The following is a 15,605-nucleotide window of genomic DNA, read 5'->3' on the forward strand; positions in this document are numbered from 1 at the left end:
ACCGGACCAGAGGGCGGACGGGTGGGGCCCGGGCCGCCCTGCTGGCATCGGTGCGGCCCGGGATCAGAGAGCGGAGTGCGCGTCGCGCCAGGTGACGGCGAGGCGGGAAGTTCCGGTGGCGTCCTGCGCGGACCAGCGAATCTCGGAGCGGCCCGGCGGGAGCCGGAACAGGTCCAGGCGGCTCGTCCTGGCCAGGGCCCCGGCGTAGGTGCCCTGGCCGTTGCGGACGATGTTGCGCAGACCGGGCCGGGTCTCGACGTCGAGGGTCTCCCCGGCGCCGAGCGCGACGGTGAACTCCAACAGCGCGTCGGGCTGGCCGTCGACCCACACCCGCGGGTTGACGACGGGCCCGGTGATCCGCAGCGACGGCCACGCCGACCTGTTGCCCGAGTTGGCGACCCAGCCGGGCCGGGCCGCCGTGCCGGGGGTGCCGGTGGTGATCGGGGCGCGCAGCGGCGCGGTGAAGCCTCCGCCGCGCTGGGCGGAGGTGTCCAGGGACAGGGTCAGGCCCGAGGTGGTGTCCGCGTACCAGGCCGGGTCGAACCCGGCGAAGGTGATCTCGACCGGGATCCAGCCGTGCGCGGCATCGGCGAGGGTGATCGCGCGGACGCTGATCAGCCGCCCGTACTGGCGGCGGGTCGGCTGCCCTGGGCGCTGGACCCGCAGCACGTCCGTCGCGCCGGGGGTGAGGCGCACCTGCGTGTCGGCGGCTTCCTCCAGTTGCGCGAGCCGGTCGAACCCGGCGGCCGGGTTGCCGGGCGTGCGGATGCCCGCGGTGATCCGGATCGCACGCGGTGCGAGGGTGTCGCGGCCCGGGTAGGAGCCGTCCTCCCCCGGGATCGCCCGGTCACCGGTGTGCTTGTCGGGCGTGCCGATGCCTTCGATGTCGCCAATGAGGACGTCGGTGCCGTGGCCGATGAGCACGCCGGCCACGTCGAGCTGCCAGTCGGAGAGAGTGGTGGTCATCAGGCCCGCCCTCCGCGCTGGAGGTGACGAAGGCGGCGCATCACGGCGTCGGCGACCTGTTCGCCGGTGACGGCGGAGCCGGTGACGGTGATCGGCATGGAACCGATCAGCGGCCGGGCGCTGTCGCGGACCACCACGACCCCGGCGGCCGGGCGGGCGGGGACGAGCTTCACCGGTGCTGGGCGGGCGGGCGGTGTACCGCGGGTGAGGGCGCCGTCGGCGTAGGTGCGCACCGGCTGGCCGGGCAGCGCCCCGTAGACGACGTGCCCGCCGAACTGCGCGGCGACCTGGTCAAGGATCTGCCGGGAACGGGTGCGCTTGGCGGGGGCCAGCGGAATGTACGCCTCGCCCTGGGTTTCGGGCTCCGCCCACACCCGCCACGATCCGGCGGGGGCGATCTGTGCGATGTGCTGCTCTCCTCCGGCTGGGCGGAGAGCACCGTCGGCGAAGAAGCTGACTACGCCGCCGTCCTTCCAACTGCCCATTCCTGCAATGTGCTTGGATCCATCGGAGTTGAGGCCGTCGTAGGAGAAGTGCACGGGGATGTCGACGGACTTGGGGGCGTTCACCGACACGCTGATGGTCTTCTGCCCGGGGATCGCCCGCACGGATGCGCCGATGCTGTCCAGGGCGGCCTGGACCTTGGCCATGTCGCCGGACAGCAGCGCCGAGGTGAGGGCCTGCGCGGCTTCCGAGCCGCGCTCCTTGGAGACCTGGGCGATCAGGGTGAGCATGCCGGTCCACTCGGCGTTCGACTGGATGCCGGCGTTCTTGAACGCCGCCACGACCTGGGTCAGGTCGGGTGCGCTGATGGGCGGTTGGGCGCCCCAGATCGCGCGCAGTGAGGTCATCGCCCGGTCGACGTCTCCGGCCAGGAGCGCGTCGGCGAACGCCTGCGCGGCGTCGGCGCCTCGTTCCTGGGCGACCTTGGTGACCAGGTCGAGGCCGGTGGCCATCTCGGCCTTGGACGCTTCGGTGCCCTTGCGAACGGCGGCCGTCATGTCGGTGACGGCCATCTGCTGGAGGATCCGGCCGAACGCGGCAACGTCGTTGGTCTGCGCGGCGGTTGCCCAGGCCCTGGCGGTGTCCTGCCCGTACTTCGCGGCGATCACCGGGAGCTGCTCCAGCCCGGACTGGAACGTCGCCTGCGATCGGGCCGCGTCCTCCTCGACGATGGACTGGAGCTCATCGGCGACCTGGGTGTGGCCGTCCTTGAGCTGCTTGACCAACTCGTCGAGCATCGGCGCGGCCGACACGCCCAGCTCGGCGAAGTGGCCGGTGAGGTCCTGGTAGCCGGCGAGGGCCAGTTCGGACAGGTTGTTCTGGAAGTCGCGCTGCGCCTGGAGCTGGCGGCGCAGCTCTGCGAGGTAGTCGTCCAGCTTGCCCTTCGTCACCTCCACGAGGCCCTGGAGCTGGTCGGCTGCACCCTTCTTCCCGGCCTTCAGGTTCTCCACCAGGGTGTGGGCGAGCCCGGCGGAGGCGTCACCGAGACCGCGGAAGTGCTCGGCGAGCGGCCCGTAGCCGCGCCGCGCCAACTCGTCCAGGTCCGTCTGGAACCCGGCGGTGGCCTTCACCTGATCGGCGAGCGCCTGGGTGTAGTCGCCGACGCTGGCCTTCGTCAGGTCGACCTTCCGGCCGACCTCGGTGGCGGCCGCCCCGGCGCGCTCCTGCGCCGTCTTCCACGCCTCGGTGGGCTCGACGATGTCGCCGATGGCCTTGCCGAGGGCCTTCATCTCGTCGGTCGCCTTCGGCGTGCCGTTCTTGTCGGTCGGCAGCAACATCTCCAGGTTCCACGCCGCCGCGTTGCCCTGGATCGCGGTGTGGATCTTGGAGTTGACGATGTTCATCGTCTCGGCGAGTTCGGCTTCCTTCTGGACGGCCTCTTCCCACTGCTTGCGCTTCTCGACGAGGACCTTCCGGGCGTCGTCGTAGGTGCCCATGGCGTTGCCGCCCGCCTTGTGGGCCTGGATTTCACCGGCGAGTTTCGCCTCGGAGTCTTGCAGGCGGCGTTCCAGGGCTTCGAGCTTGCCGCCGCCGGTGGCGACCGCGTCGATGGCCTCGGTCATGTCCAGCCCGGCGCGCTTGATCTTCGCCGCGGCGTCGCCGCTGGTCAGCTGCTCGGCCAACTTTCGGACGCCGCTGCCCTGTTCGCCTTCGCTACGCTCGGCCTTGAGGGCTTCCACCAGCTCCTGGGTGGCGTCCTTGGCCTTCTGCTTACTGGCCGTGTAGGCGGCGTACACGCCGATGCCGACGGTCAACAGGGCGGTCAGGCCGCCGACGGCCAACCCGGCGCCGCGCAGCACCGCCGGGAGGACCGCGCCGCCGGCGCGGGCCTCGTCCAGGGCGGTGCGGAACGCGGTGACCGCCGGGGCAATCTTGAGGAACGCGGCGCGGGAGAGCAGCGCCGCGGCGGACAGGCCGATCAGGATCTCCGCGACGGTCTTGACCGGGCCGGGCAGGTCGTTGATCGCGCCGACGAAGACGTGCAGAGCGTTGCCGATGGCCTGGAGGGCGGGCAGCAGCGCCCGGGACAGGTCCATGCCCAACGCGACGGACTCGTTGCGGAACAGCGACCACTGGCCGGTGACGGTCTGCGTCTGGATCGCGTAGGCGCGCTGGGTCGCGCCGGCACGAATGACCTCGTTAGAAATCGCGGAGTACGTGGAGGCGTAGTTCGCGCCGTCCGCCGCCGCCAAAGCCAGCACCGCACGGACCGCCCTGATGTCCTTGAACATGTTGGTCATGGCTTCGGCGTTGCCATGGGTAGCCTGGGTCAGCTTGTTGACGACGACGTACAGGCCGTCCTGCCGGATCGCGGACGCGGTGGACTCGTAGCCCAAGTCGTGAATGGCGTCTCGCAGTTCGCGGGTCGGCTTCATCATGCGGGTCATCAGCATGTTCAGCGCGGTCGCGGACTCGGCCGCCGGGATGCCGGACAGGGTGATCGCGGCGAGCGCCGAGCTCAAGTCGTCGAACTCGACCCCCGCGGCGGCAGCCATCGGCACCACGTCACCCAGCTGCTGCGCCAGTTCCTCGAAGCTGATGACGCCGAGGTTGACGGTCTGGAACATCACGTCCATCACGTCCGCCGCCTTGGAGGCGGGCAGGCCGTACGCCTTCAGCACGCCGAGGAGCGCGTACGCGGCGGTCTCGGTGCTCGTCAGGCCGGCGGACGCGCCGGTCGCGGCGACCTTGAGGATGCCCATCGCCTGGGCCCCGTCGAACCCGGTGCTCACGACCTGGTACAGGCCCTCGGCGAGCTGCGACGCGGTCTGCGGGAGGGTCGTGCTGAGCTGGACGATCTGGTCGGTGAACGCGCTGATGTTGGTGTCGTTGATCTGCTGGCTGATCGTCAAGACGTTGGCCATGTGCCGCTCCAGCTCGATCGACGCGCCGGATCCGGCGGCGAGGATCGCGGCCAGCAGCAGGCCGCCCTTGGTGAGGCGTTCGACCCGGGCGGCACCAGCGGTGGCGCTCGCCGCGGCAAGCTCTGTCTCTGCGCGGCCGACTTCCGCCAGCGAAGCGGCAGTTCGGCGCGCGGCACTCTCCTCGACGGCGGCGCGCTCGACGCGGGCGACCGTCGCCGCGCCTTCGGCGGCGGCGGTCTGGGCGGTCATCCGCTGCGCCAGCGCGGACGCGCGGGCGGAACGTTCCTGCGCATCGGCGGCGCGGGCGGCCTGCGCGGTCTGGGCTTCGGCGGCGCGGGTCGCAGCCGCCGCAGCAGCAGCGGCGGTGTTCTGTGCCGCGACGGCCCCGGCACCGGCGGTGGCCTGCGCGCGGGCGGCCATCGTCTGCGCGACCTCCTGCGCGCGGGCGGCGCGGGCGGTGGCCTCGACGGCGGCGGTCTGCTCGGCCTGCGCCTTCGCGGCCGCCCGGGCAGCGAGGGCCTGGGCCCGGCCGGACCGCTCGGCCGCCACGGCGGCGGTGCTCTGCGCGGTGGCCGTCCGGTCGACGGCGTCCCGGACGGTGCTCTGGGCTCGTACCGCTTCGGCGGCGGCCGCGATCTGGGCGCGCCCGAGGCGTTCGGCAGCGGCTTCGACTCGGCCGAGAGCGGCCTGTGTGCCGCTCAGCTGCCCGTCGAAGGCGCGTAGTTGCTGGCCGCCGCCGCGCAGCCCGCCGGTCAGACCGGCGAGCTGCGCCTGCAGCGAGACGTACAGGGTGTAGGCGCCGGCCACCCGGCTACTCCGTTCTGGGCGTCAGCCCGATCCTCACCCCGCGCCCGTCGGCCCCGTCCGGGACCTGTTCCTGCTCTGCGGCGATCAGTTCGCACCCTGGGCAGCGGTGCGTTGCCGCGATGTAGGCGAACCGGTCTCCGCCTGCCTGCTCGTCCCACTCCTGTGGCCTGGTGCCGCAGCCGTCGCAGACCTGCCGGACGAACGCCGTGTAGGCGAGCGCCTTGGCCCGGTCCAGTGCTGTCCACCGGCCGCCGCCAGCTCCCATCAGCTGGCTGTGCGGGATCCCGTACCGGTCCGCGAGTTCCATCTCCGCGCGGAATCCCTCATCGGTGATCAGCCTTTTCCCAGGTCCCCGCGGAGGGTCTGGTTCGGCATCAGCGCCGCGGTGAACAGGGCCTTCGCGTCGATCTCCGACCAGTTGTCCAGCAGTTCCTGCGCGTCCTCGACGCTCATCCCCGGCACCTCGGTCCCGTCCGGGTCGCGTTCGATGTGGCAGGCGGACACCAGCGCCGCGGGGAACGTCTCGACGTCGTACTCCATGCCCTTGTCGGCCTGCTCCTCGGTCGGAGCGTGCTCCTCAAGGAGTTGCCTCCACACCGGCCGGGGCAGCGCCCGGAAGGTCAGGGTCACGGTGGCGTCGGCGAGGCGCTGCTGCGCGGTCGCGGCGACGGACTGGGCGATGACGACCAGCGGGTGCTGCTCCACCCACTGCGCGCGATCCTCCTCGGGCACGCCCTCGTCGTCGGCGGCCTTCTTCGCGGCGGCCCGCGCGGTGGCCAGGCCGATGGTTGCCTCGCCGACGGCGGCCTTCGCCGCGTCGTCGTCGCAGAACGACACGATCTTCTCGGCGAGGCGCCGGGCCCGCAGCCGCGCCATCTTCGCCTTCCAGTGCGGGTCCCGCTCCACGGCGGCCGCCGGCGGCATCTGGGTGTTCGTCATCGCCCGTCCCCTCAGCCCGCGGCGGCGGCCGGGACCGCGGCGTCCAGGGTCGGCAAGTCCGAGATGCTGAACGACACCTTGAACTTGGCGGGCTCGGTGCCGGTCGAGTAGGACGGGGCGCGGGAGCCGACCCGGACCGGGAAGATGTCCATCGACGGCGAGGCCGGGACGTCGCCCTTGCGGAGGATCACGATGTAGCCGGTCGTGTCCTTGGACAGCAGCTTCTCGATGGCGTCGCTGACCAGGTCCTCGTAGAAGGTGAGGCTGGAGTTCGCGGCCTTGTCCTCGCCCGGGATGGAGGTGGCGAACCGGTTGCCCAGGTCAGGGGTCTCGATCGGCGAATTTTCGAGGCTCCAGCCCTCGATGTCGGCGACCTGCTTGGACAGGTCGGTGCCGGCGGTGATCTCCGTCCGGACCGGAATGTTGGTGGCGGCGGCGATCGTCTCCAGGTAGAGGATCTTGGTGACGCCGCGGCGCATGAACCGCTGCTGCGTGGAAGCCACGCTGACTCGCATTTCCGGGGACACCGTCACCCGGGCGGTCGTGTGCCGCCGGAGACCCGTCCCCTACGTCGCACCACCCGCGTCGGCGGGATGGCGGAGGGAGTCGGCCCGTACCGGTGGTCGGGCGTCCGTGCGGGGGTCTCCACGGTGAGATGCCGCCTGCCGGCGGCGAGCTGATCAGCTGCCAGGTGTCGTGACGTGCAGCGCGATCCGCGTGATGTAACTGTATACGCCGTTGACCACAGTAGGTCCGTCCTCCCGGTCGATCTCCCGGCCGGTCACCGTGTGCCCGGCCGCAGTGACCGGTGTGGCGAACGCCCCGGAGGGCGTGGTGCCCAGCAGCGCGGCCCGGACCTTGTCCGCCATCCACTCGGCCTGCTCGGCGGTGCTGCCCACCGACGTGACCTGGTAGACGAGTCGAGCGTCACCGGCCTGGTCGCCGAACGGCGGCCCGGAGCTGACGCCACCCAGCGGCATCAGGATGCTGTACGGGATCGTGTTCCCGGTCGGCTTGTCGGCGGCCAGCGGCACCGCCCCGTAGCCGCAGCTGCGACCGGTGCTGGCGACCAGCGCGGCCTGCACGGCGAGCGACACGACCCGCCCCTGAACGGCCATCTACCCTTCCTCCTGCTCGTCCGGGCCGGGCGGCTCGTCGCCGACACGGCACGCGGTGATCTGCCCGGCCAGGTCGAGGCCCGCGTAGTGCAGCAGCCCCGCGCGGTCCCACGCGGGCATGTCCGTGGGGCTGGCCTCGACGTACAGGCCCAGTTCCCCCGTCTCCTCGTCGACGACCTCCAGGACCAGCAGCGCCCGGGACAGCAGACCGGCACCGTGGGCCCGCAACACCCCGGCGACGGCCTGGTGAATGTCGTCCGTCAACTGGCTCACTCGGCCACCACCCGCTCGACGAGCTGCGCCATGGCCGCCGCGAACAGCGGCCCGACGCGGTCGACGGACGGACCGACGTGAGGGAAGGGCGGCTGGTTGTAGACCCGGCCGAGGCTGTCAGCGCCGACGAACCCATACTCCAGGCGGGCCGCCTGCGGCCGGTTCGTGCCGACGATCGCCTCCACCCCGCCCGGGACGGTGCGGACCTCGGTACCCCAGGAACGCCGGTAGTCGCCGCTCTGCACTTCCGGGCCGGGCCTGCCGGACGCCGCCGCCCGGATCGCGGTCTCCAGGATCATCGCGTGGTGCCGCACGACCGCGGTCGCAGCACCCGGCACGGCGACGGCTCGTGCTTCCAACTGGGCGGCGACCACACCGGCGTTGCTGCTCACCCGGGCCATCAGCCGGCCACCGGCTCGGGCTCGCCCGGCTGGCGCTTGCCGAGCGCCCACTCGGCGAGCTGGGCGAGCAGAGCCCGAGTGAACTCGTGCGGGCCGCCGTCGAGGAGGTCGTGCCGGTTGAGGACGGCCCGTTCGGTCTCCGCCGGATCGAGAGCGGCGAGGAACTGGGCGGCGGCCGGGCCCGGATCGGGGGCTTCGCCGACCACGACCCGGGCGGTGCCCTCCCAGTCGGGGTTGGCGTTCGGGCGGAGCACGAGGAGGAGTTCCGGGACCTGCCCGGCAGTGTGCACCAGCCGGTAGGAGGCAACCTGGTCGGAGACGTCGTGGCCGTCGAGCTCCAGGCGGGCGGTCGGACCGGACGCCCGGATCCGGACGTGCTGAACCTCGGAAGGCGTGGGGGTAGGGGTCATGATCTTGAGCCTAGGAGCTGCGACGGACACCCCGCGGTGCGGGTCTGATCCTAGAAGTGCCGGACAGGAGAACCGTGTCAGCGGGAGGATTCCCAGATGACGGTGACCTCCGACCTGCCGGGCGCGGCGCTGGCGCGCCGCGACGAGTACGAGCAGATGCTTCGCGCGGGTCTGCTCCCCGCCCATGTCTTCCCCCCGCTGGCGAAGGAGGTAGAGGACGCCGTGCTCGAACGGGCCTGGTCGAACGCCGCGTCCCCCTACGACGGACACCGCCTCTACGTCCTGTCCGTGGCCGGGTCACACAGCCGCATCAAGATCGGCCAGACCACCGAGGTACGCAGGCGCATCACCGACCACCTGAACGAGTACCACGTCAACGGGCATGGCCTGGTGGACGCCTGGATCTCCGACCCTCTACCGGACGGCCGCACCCGGGAGAACTCCCTTCGCGCGCTCTTGAGGCTGCTCCGGCTGGAGCCGGGGCACCGCCGAGAGGAGTACCCGGGTGCATCGTTCCAACAGGTCAGAACCGCCGCCATCGTGGCCACCCCACCCTCTGCAAGCGAGCTGATCGGGTCTACGGCAGACCTCGAGTAACGGCTTCCGGCGGCACCCCCAAGCCGCCGGAAGCCTGTCGCGCTGTCTTACTGGAGCACGACCTCGTCGAGGCGGGTGATTAGGGCGACCTCCACCGTGCTGGCCTCGGCGAGGTCAAGGGCCTGCCAGGTCCGACCGACGGTGCCGGGCGTCGGGAGGCGGCGGTGACGGTCATCAGGTCTCCGTGTTCCGGGAGCGGCGCCGCGAACGGGGTGACCAGGCCGTACCAGGACGCGGTGTCGTCCAGCCACCGACCGCCAACGAGGTGCTCGACCGCGGCAAGGCTATACATGGACAACACCGCTCTGCGCTCACCCTCATCTCGACGATCAGGGTGGGGCCGACCAGCCTAATGTCTGAGGCGGGAACGAGCATGCCAATGGGGTGGGAGATATCTGCACCACCCCATCTAGTACTCCAGTCTGACTTCGCGATCATGTCGGTCCTGCGGTCTACTCTGGCTGGCTATGGGCTACGACCTGCACATCACGCGGCGTGAGAACTGGTGGGATGAAGAGGGCGGAGACATCAGCACCGCGGAATGGGAAGCGGCGGTCGCGGCCGATCCTGACCTTGTGATGGTCCCGATGCCTGAAGGCTGGCAAGGGTCGGCGGAGTGGGTCGCCGAAACCGTGCCACGGAAGGAAGAGGAGTCGCGCAGCGAGCCCTTGTGGTGGAGGGGTGGGCGGATTGCGGCCAAGAACCCGAGCGATGCGCTGGTCGCGAAGATGTGCCGGCTGGCAAAGGTGTTGGACGCGCGGGTTCAGGGCGACGACGGTGAGTACTACGACGCCTGACGCGTGCGGCCACCACGAGATGATCATGGGTTGTGTGGACTCATGAGGACTGTGTGGGGGCCGCCGGTCACAGCGTGGATGCTGCTCGGTGGCTGGCGATGTTCGACCGGGCTATGGCCCGGATCGCGGGCCGGTTCAAACGTGTGGAACCGCGGGCGACCGCCCGCGCGCTCGTGCTCGCCCTCCTGTCCGGCGTCGAGCGGAAGAACTGCTGGCGTATGGCAGAGCAGGCCGGCTACGCCCGACCCGGGCCGATGCAGCGACTGCTGCGAAGCGCCCGCTGGGACGCCGACGCGGTCCGCGACGACATCCGCTCCTACGTCCTCGAACACCTTGGCGCCGACGACAGCGTGTTGATCGTCGACGAGACGGGATTCCTGAAGAAGGGCACCGCCTCGGCCGGCGTGCAGCGCCAGTACACCGGCACCGCAGGCCGGATCGAGAACACCCAGGTCGGCGTCTTCCTCGCCTACGCCTCAAGCAAGGGAAGGGCGTTGATCGACCGTCGGCTCTACCTTCCCGACGCCTCGTGGTGCCAGGACGCCGAGCGTCGAGCCCGTGCCGGGGTGCCCGAGCAAGCCGAGTTCGCGACCAAGCCGACGCTGGCCGGGCAGATGATCACAGCAGCACTGGACGCCGGGATCGGCGCCTCCTGGGTGACCGGTGACGAGGCATACGGCCAAGACCCCGGCCTGCGCACCATGTTGGAGTCCCGTGAGGTCGGCTACGTCTTGGCCGTCGCCTGCAGCACACGGGTACGGATCAACCGGGGGCGGACCGCCGCCCGCGCGGATGCCGTGGCCGACCGCCTGCCGGCCTCGGCCTGGCACCGGCAGAGCGCCGGAGCCGGGGCGAAGGGGCCGCGCTACTACGACTGGGCCTGGATCGAGATCGGTGCGGGTGGCCATCGGCACCTGCTGATCCGTCGCAACCCGAGCAGTGGCGAACTCGCCTTCTACCTGTGCTGGTCCCCGGGGCGAGTGCCACTGTCGGAGCTGGTCCGGGTGGCCGGGATCAGGTGGTGCATCGAGGAGTGCTTCCAGGCCGCGAAAGGCCAGGTCGGACTGGATCACTACCAGGTCCGTCACTGGACCTCCTGGCATCGGCACGTCACCCTGGTCATGCTCGCACTGGCCTTTCTCGCCGCGCTCGCCGCCGACGCGACGCCAGCCAGGGTCGCAGAACTCAACCGCCCCGCCCGCAGCACGGACCCGATCGACCTGAGCGTCCCGGAGATCCGCCACCTGTTCGGCGCTTTGTTGATCCCATCGAGCACCTCCCTGTACAGGCTGCTGCACTGGTCGAACTGGCGCAGACGCCACCAGGCCACCGCGCGTCGCAGCCATTACCGGCTACGACTCGCCGGCCCCTCGACCGGATAGATCACGAAGTCGCACTGGAGTACTAGGAGCGGAGCGGCCAAGAGCTGGTCCAGCAGGCTGAGGGCTATTCAGAACTCCTTGCCGAGAAGGCGGTCGAAGACCATGCTCCACCAGGTGTCTTCTTCTGCGAATGCCTGCGGGTCTCGCGCTTCGAGGTACTTGCGGAGTTGCTCGGTGTACTCGTCTGCCTGTTGGTCGCTGCTGGCGCTGATGTGCTTCAGACGGAGGCCGAACCGGTACAGGAACTCGACGAAGTCGTCCAGTGTGGTGTTGACGATCTCGGCGCCGGGCTGGTCCCCGAGGGTGAGGAGGATGACGTAGCCGTCTTCCAGGTCGAGGCAGAAACGCATGTCGTTGCTGCCGGTCGGGCCGCCGAGGCAGAGGACCTTGGTGATGCTGTCGCCGGTGTCGACGGGGACGAGGGTGAACGCTTCGGGCTGCCCGGGCGCTGCCAGGCTGAAGATGACCTGGAGTTCAGCCGGAAGCCCGACGTCTGCAAGCGTCTGGGCGGCGGCGTCGGGTACGCCGTTGGCGGCGGTCTTGCTGCGCGGAACGGTGATGACGCCTTCGTCCCCGAAGAGTGCAGTCAGTTCGGAGTGCGTTGCCACGGTGTGGTGCTCCTAGGTCGGCGGGGAGTGCGGGTCGTCAGGATTCGAGGCCGCTCAGCTTGAGCAGACGGTACCAATCGCTGTCCATCGCCTCGGATGGGGTGAGGCCTGCCAGGTCCAGGAAGCGATCTGCGTCGAGGACCCACTCGGCGACGAACTCGTTGAAGCTATTAGCGATCTGTTCGAGGCGGCATCCGGTGTACCAAACGACCCCGTCGTCCGGGACGCGCCACACGGTGCCGTCCCTCTCGTTCAGCAAGAGCGGATTCTCTGCTGCTTCGCCGAAGAAGATGAAGTGGGAGGCGTCGGTCAGCTCGCTGCCGTCGTTGAGCTTCGCGCCGACGAGGTGGTCGGGGACCTGCTGGGAGGCGATTTCTTCTGCGCTGAACAGCCGCGTGGAGGTGCCGAGGTTCGGCCCGTCGCTGGCTGCCAGGAGGCGCGCGAGTACCGGAGGTAGGCCGTCCGGGATGTCCTGTGGTGCCGCCCCTTGCGGGATTTCCGGCATCCACAGTTCATATTCGTCGCGGTGCTCGTCCAGTGCGTTTCGGAGCGCGGCGAAAACTTCCGACACGTTGGCTGTAGTTACTTCCATTTCACCCTGACCTTGAGGGGCGTCCCATCAGGCAGATTTTTAATTTCTGGCCATATCTGCCTTTTCCCGATCTCTTCATTAGTATACCCGTCCAGCATTCTGATTCCCTCCCAGTGGTCGCGGCCACCGGTTTGGAGTTCCGAAATATGGTCGGGGTGCATCGACCGGGCCACTTTTCGGGCCGCCTCGGCTAGATCGGGATCGTCCTTGTGATTATTGCTGATGATCCGCATCAGCGCACCCTTGTAGTCTTCGGTGATCTTCTTGTCGCGCGAGACCGGGTTGGTGGCCTTGAACAGCTCACCGCGGCGGCCCATCTCGTGGAGCTGCTGCGCTTTACGGGCGAACTGAGCCTTTGGCATGCCGGGCTTCCACGTCACGGCGACGGTTTTAGGCTTGAGGCTGTTGTCCGGCCCCTTAGCGCGATCGGTCCAGCCTTTCCTGGCCAGGTCTTGGGCTTCGGATCGGGTGTGGATCCGCTTCACCATCTCGTGAAGAGCTTTATCGTTCTCCTCGTGTCTCCGATTCATTTCATGGAGACCGCCCTGAACGTCGCGCAAATGCTGGCGTAGCTGTCGTTCCGCCTGCTTGATGACGTTGAGGATTTGCTCAGAGCTGTGGACGACCGCGTTGGCCAGCGGGTCCCGGCCTCGCGTGGCGGCCAGCCGTCGACGAGTGTTCCGGGTGTGCACGCCCGCCGTGTTCTCTAGGTGGTCGGCGTGTGCGCCGATCCTGTCGGCGAGAGCGGCCGTCTCTTCCGGGTTGTGCCGGATTACGTCCGCCACGCTACCTACCCCCGCTCAACGTAGATCCCAGCTGCGTGTTCTTCGCTCCATCGAGGCCCGCATTGGCGACTGACCGCAGGTCGTAGCCCTTCTGCGTGCCGAGTGCGTTGCCGGCTGCCTGGATGGCGAGGTCGCCGGCCATGTTGGCCAGGGCGTCGACAATTGGTGCTGTCGCCACGTCCATCAGCTGAGAGACGATCTGCTGCTCCGCTTCCTTCAGGAGCCTCTTGACGATCAGGCGGGTCGCCTGTGTCGCACCCAGAGCACCCGCCTCGGACAGGCCGAAAGTGAACGGCGCGGCTGCCTGAGCGGCAATCACCTCGGTTGCCATGATGACCAGTTGGGCAATTGCTGCCACCTTGGCGCCGGCGATGACCATGGCACCGCCGTCAAGGCCCGTGGCTAGAAGCCGCCCGGCTTCAGCCAAGTTGTGGAGATGCTTGCCGGAGATCTTGTCCCAGTGGGCTGCAAAAGCATCGGTTGCCGGTCCCACGTTCTCGGAGATCATGCGTTGGACCGCGCGCAGGGAATCGGCGTTGCCATCGTCGATCTGGTCGGCGAACGTTCTGAGCGAGTCCGCCATGTCACGGAACTCGTCCTCGTCGACGTTGGGCCAGTTGACTCCAATCAGGTCGAGCACCCAGGCCAGTTCGTCGGGCAGCACCACACCCATCCGGATCATCCCCCTTGCACCAGCGGCCTGAACTCCTGCCTGGGTTGGCAGTCCTCGAAGTGCGGCGCCGCGCCAGGTCACTCACTGTGCGCACGCCAACCGGTTCCGTGGCGGCACGCTGCAGCACGCTATCACCCACCAACTGGGCGGCGGCTGGATACGAAGCAGTCTCGACCATCACCGTGACCGCCACGGAACCCTGTCTCGATCGGGCAGAGCCCCGAACTTCGCTACGTCAAAATCACCTCGTCAAGGCGCGTAACGCGGGCGACCGCGACAGTGCTGGCTTCGCCCGGGTCAAGGGCCTGCCAGGTCCGGCCGATCGTGCCAGTAGTCGGGGAAGCCGCGGCGGTGACGGTCACCAGGTCTCCGCGTTGCGGGAGCGGCGCAGCGAGAGGGGTGACGAGGCCGTACCAGGACGCGGTGTCATCGAGCCACCGGCCGCCGACGAGGTGTTCGACCGCGGCGAGGCCGTGCGCGGAGAGCACCGCGCCGTTGCCGGACCACACCGGGACGGTCGGCACGGGCCCCACCAGCCCGGTGTCGGCGTCCAGCGGCGCGGTGCCGGTCGGCCTGCGGATCTCGACCTGGTCGACCATGACGGTGGTCTCCAGGGTGTGGCGGACCGTGTCGAGGTCCACCGGTCCGGTCGGGATGCTCACGGCGTCCCCCCGACGGTGGCGATCCGCATCCAGGTGCTGCGGACGACGGACATGCCGCCGGACTGGCCGGGGTCGAGGACGTGGAAGGTCCGGCCGATGGCGCCCGGGTCGGGGCTGGCGAGGACGGTGACGTCGTTGCCTTCGACCGCGATCGGCGCGCCGAGCGGGGTGAACAGCAGGTAGCGGCCGTCGCCGTCGTCCTTGTAGGGCTGGCCTTCCAGGCGAAGCACGATCCCGGGGCCGCCGGCCGCGCGGTGCTGGCCGGGGCCTTCGTAGACGATCACGGCAGGGCCGGGAACGTACTGGCCGGTGTCCGGGTCGAGGACCTGCGGGCCGGGCGCGGCGATCCGGACGGTCTCGGTGAGGAGCATCCGCTCGACGGTCGCGATGATCCCGGCTTCGGGCGTGCCGGTGCTGGTGGCGGGGGGTGGGGTGGTCATGATCCGAGCGTAGGAACCGCGACGGACACCGCCCACGGACGACGAGTTGCCCTCCGCCCACCAGGGTTCCACCTAGTCCTGTTGGGATCCCTCGGAACCGCCCTCGCTCATACCGATGACCTTGCCGCCGACGAAGGCCACACCCAGCGAGCCGACGATCGCACCGGCAACCACCACTGCTTTCATTGCCGTCCCGAGGAACTGCTTGTTCTCGCTGTCCTTGTCGCCCACTTGTCGCACGTTCTGGTCGAGGCGGTCGTGGAGGGCTTCACGCTGATCCCAGGTGAGGTCGTCCCGGCCAAGGTCGGTCCGCAGGGCGTCCCGCTGGTCCTGCGCAGCCTGGAAGAAGTGGTTCTGGCTGTTCTCGTTGGCCGCGACGGTGGACTCGTGGGCTTCCTTGACCGCCTTGATGTTGGCTTTGCCCAGGTCCTTGAAGGTGGGGAACTGCTCGATGAGCTTGATCCGCGCCTCGGTGGCCATCTCGGGCATCGCAGCCGCGAACTTGAGCACCTTGTCCTTGGAGAGGTTCCGCCAGGTCGGGATCCCCAACTTTCGCTTGACCGCTTCGTCGTCCGTGCTGCTCATGCCCTGCCTCCGTCCACCGCCCTGCAACGCCTCCCGGATAGTAGCGGGACCCGCCGTCAGCTAGCAGTCCTGCAACAGGGCTGCCTGGACTGCTGGCTGACGGCCCGAGCTGCGATTTGGGACAGTTTCCTATGGGGACAGTAACCGCCTTGTCGGCGCAGCTTCCTGAACGGCTGCCGGTGACATGTTCCGTGGCATGTTC

The 15,605-nt window shown here is 69.4% G+C and carries 18 protein-coding genes and 1 pseudogene; 3 read left to right on the forward strand and 16 right to left on the reverse strand.

Translation table 11 applies throughout. The annotated features are described in order from the left end of the window. Positions 1-63 precede the first annotated feature (63 nt). From ABD345_RS01780 to ABD345_RS01820, 9 genes and pseudogenes are all read right to left on the reverse strand, one after another. Positions 64-966: a phage tail family protein gene (locus tag ABD345_RS01780; RefSeq protein ID WP_344549861.1), complete on the reverse strand. Its 903-nt coding sequence runs from the start codon at positions 964-966 to the stop codon at positions 64-66. 2,411 nt (positions 967-3,377) lie between these two features. Further along, a pseudogene (locus ABD345_RS40220) lies at positions 3,378-4,754 on the reverse strand (phage tail tape measure protein); the annotation flags it as partial. 391 nt (positions 4,755-5,145) lie between these two features. Further along, positions 5,146-5,448, reverse strand: a complete 303-nt coding sequence (locus ABD345_RS01790) for a hypothetical protein (RefSeq protein WP_344549864.1) — start codon at positions 5,446-5,448, stop codon at positions 5,146-5,148. A gap of 26 nt (positions 5,449-5,474) precedes the next feature. Then, a complete protein-coding gene (locus tag ABD345_RS01795) occupies positions 5,475-6,080 on the reverse strand; it encodes a hypothetical protein (RefSeq protein WP_344549865.1) in 606 nt (201 codons plus the stop codon). A gap of 11 nt (positions 6,081-6,091) precedes the next feature. After that, the gene (locus ABD345_RS01800; protein WP_344549866.1) at positions 6,092-6,583 is read right to left on the reverse strand and encodes a phage tail tube protein; all 492 of its coding nucleotides are present in this window, start codon (positions 6,581-6,583) and stop codon (positions 6,092-6,094) included. A gap of 177 nt (positions 6,584-6,760) precedes the next feature. Continuing rightward, on the reverse strand, positions 6,761-7,198 hold the full coding sequence (locus tag ABD345_RS01805; protein ID WP_344549868.1) for a hypothetical protein: 438 nt from the start codon (positions 7,196-7,198) through the stop codon (positions 6,761-6,763). Then, on the reverse strand, positions 7,199-7,471 hold the full coding sequence (locus ABD345_RS01810; RefSeq protein ID WP_344549869.1) for a hypothetical protein: 273 nt from the start codon (positions 7,469-7,471) through the stop codon (positions 7,199-7,201). It abuts the gene before it with no gap. Continuing rightward, positions 7,468-7,863 carry a hypothetical protein gene (locus ABD345_RS01815; protein ID WP_344549870.1) on the reverse strand — a complete coding sequence of 132 codons (396 nt, stop codon included), beginning with the start codon at positions 7,861-7,863 and terminating at the stop codon, positions 7,468-7,470. The genes ABD345_RS01810 and ABD345_RS01815 overlap by 4 nt, the downstream gene beginning before the upstream one ends. 8 nt (positions 7,864-7,871) lie before the next feature. After that, entirely contained in the window at positions 7,872-8,282 is a 411-nt protein-coding gene (locus ABD345_RS01820; protein WP_344549871.1) for a hypothetical protein, read from the reverse strand. A gap of 96 nt (positions 8,283-8,378) precedes the next feature. Between ABD345_RS01820 and ABD345_RS01825 the strand changes: the two genes are divergently transcribed. The 3 genes from ABD345_RS01825 (at position 8,379) to ABD345_RS01835 (ending at position 11,058) form a co-directional block, all read left to right on the forward strand. Then, entirely contained in the window at positions 8,379-8,879 is a 501-nt protein-coding gene (locus ABD345_RS01825; protein ID WP_344549872.1) for a GIY-YIG nuclease family protein, read from the forward strand. A 467-nt stretch (positions 8,880-9,346) separates the two neighbouring features. Continuing rightward, positions 9,347-9,676 carry a hypothetical protein gene (locus ABD345_RS01830; protein WP_344549874.1) on the forward strand — a complete coding sequence of 110 codons (330 nt, stop codon included), beginning with the start codon at positions 9,347-9,349 and terminating at the stop codon, positions 9,674-9,676. A 98-nt stretch (positions 9,677-9,774) separates the two neighbouring features. Further along, on the forward strand, positions 9,775-11,058 hold the full coding sequence (locus tag ABD345_RS01835) for an IS701 family transposase (protein WP_425556746.1): 1,284 nt from the start codon (positions 9,775-9,777) through the stop codon (positions 11,056-11,058). A gap of 68 nt (positions 11,059-11,126) precedes the next feature. On the opposite strand, the gene ABD345_RS01840 is transcribed toward ABD345_RS01835, so the two are convergent. The 7 genes from ABD345_RS01840 to ABD345_RS01870 form a co-directional block, all read right to left on the reverse strand. Then, positions 11,127-11,666, reverse strand: coding sequence for an SUKH-4 family immunity protein (locus tag ABD345_RS01840; RefSeq protein WP_344549875.1), 540 nt, complete (start codon positions 11,664-11,666; stop codon positions 11,127-11,129). Positions 11,667-11,703: 37 nt separating this feature from the next. Further along, the gene (locus tag ABD345_RS01845; RefSeq protein ID WP_344549876.1) at positions 11,704-12,237 is read right to left on the reverse strand and encodes a hypothetical protein; all 534 of its coding nucleotides are present in this window, start codon (positions 12,235-12,237) and stop codon (positions 11,704-11,706) included. An 11-nt stretch (positions 12,238-12,248) separates the two neighbouring features. Then, positions 12,249-13,043, reverse strand: coding sequence for a hypothetical protein (locus tag ABD345_RS01850; protein ID WP_344549877.1), 795 nt, complete (start codon positions 13,041-13,043; stop codon positions 12,249-12,251). Between the two features lies 1 nt (position 13,044). Then, a complete protein-coding gene (locus tag ABD345_RS01855; protein ID WP_344549878.1) occupies positions 13,045-13,716 on the reverse strand; it encodes a WXG100-like domain-containing protein in 672 nt (223 codons plus the stop codon). A gap of 230 nt (positions 13,717-13,946) precedes the next feature. Then, entirely contained in the window at positions 13,947-14,378 is a 432-nt protein-coding gene (locus ABD345_RS01860) for a DUF6093 family protein (protein ID WP_344549879.1), read from the reverse strand. Continuing rightward, positions 14,375-14,818 (reverse strand): DUF6093 family protein, encoded by a 444-nt coding sequence (locus ABD345_RS01865; protein ID WP_344549880.1) that lies wholly within the window; start codon positions 14,816-14,818, stop codon positions 14,375-14,377. Before ABD345_RS01865 ends, ABD345_RS01860 begins: the two co-directional genes overlap by 4 nt. Before the next feature lie 72 nt (positions 14,819-14,890). After that, entirely contained in the window at positions 14,891-15,403 is a 513-nt protein-coding gene (locus ABD345_RS01870; protein WP_344549881.1) for a hypothetical protein, read from the reverse strand. Positions 15,404-15,605: the final 202 nt, after the last annotated feature.

The organism is Kitasatospora saccharophila (assembly GCF_039529925.1).
In the GTDB taxonomy this organism is placed as follows: domain Bacteria; phylum Actinomycetota; class Actinomycetes; order Streptomycetales; family Streptomycetaceae; genus Kitasatospora; species Kitasatospora saccharophila.

Excerpts from the sequence above, each read along its gene's own strand:
- ABD345_RS01820 (WP_344549871.1), bottom strand. The coding sequence starts at position 8,282 with ATGACCCCTACCCCCACGCCTTCCGAGGTTCAGCACGTCCGGATCCGG.
- ABD345_RS01795 (WP_344549865.1), bottom strand. The coding sequence starts at position 6,080 with ATGACGAACACCCAGATGCCGCCGGCGGCCGCCGTGGAGCGGGACCCG.
- ABD345_RS01805 (WP_344549868.1), bottom strand. The coding sequence starts at position 7,198 with ATGGCCGTTCAGGGGCGGGTCGTGTCGCTCGCCGTGCAGGCCGCGCTG.
- ABD345_RS01825 (WP_344549872.1), top strand. The coding sequence starts at position 8,379 with ATGACGGTGACCTCCGACCTGCCGGGCGCGGCGCTGGCGCGCCGCGAC.
- ABD345_RS01790 (WP_344549864.1), bottom strand. The coding sequence starts at position 5,448 with ATGGAACTCGCGGACCGGTACGGGATCCCGCACAGCCAGCTGATGGGA.
- ABD345_RS01780 (WP_344549861.1), bottom strand. The coding sequence starts at position 966 with ATGACCACCACTCTCTCCGACTGGCAGCTCGACGTGGCCGGCGTGCTC.
- ABD345_RS01830 (WP_344549874.1), top strand. The coding sequence starts at position 9,347 with ATGGGCTACGACCTGCACATCACGCGGCGTGAGAACTGGTGGGATGAA.
- ABD345_RS01835 (WP_425556746.1), top strand. The coding sequence starts at position 9,775 with ATGTTCGACCGGGCTATGGCCCGGATCGCGGGCCGGTTCAAACGTGTG.
- ABD345_RS01865 (WP_344549880.1), bottom strand. The coding sequence starts at position 14,818 with ATGACCACCCCACCCCCCGCCACCAGCACCGGCACGCCCGAAGCCGGG.
- ABD345_RS01870 (WP_344549881.1), bottom strand. The coding sequence starts at position 15,403 with ATGAGCAGCACGGACGACGAAGCGGTCAAGCGAAAGTTGGGGATCCCG.
- ABD345_RS01855 (WP_344549878.1), bottom strand. The coding sequence starts at position 13,716 with ATGGGTGTGGTGCTGCCCGACGAACTGGCCTGGGTGCTCGACCTGATT.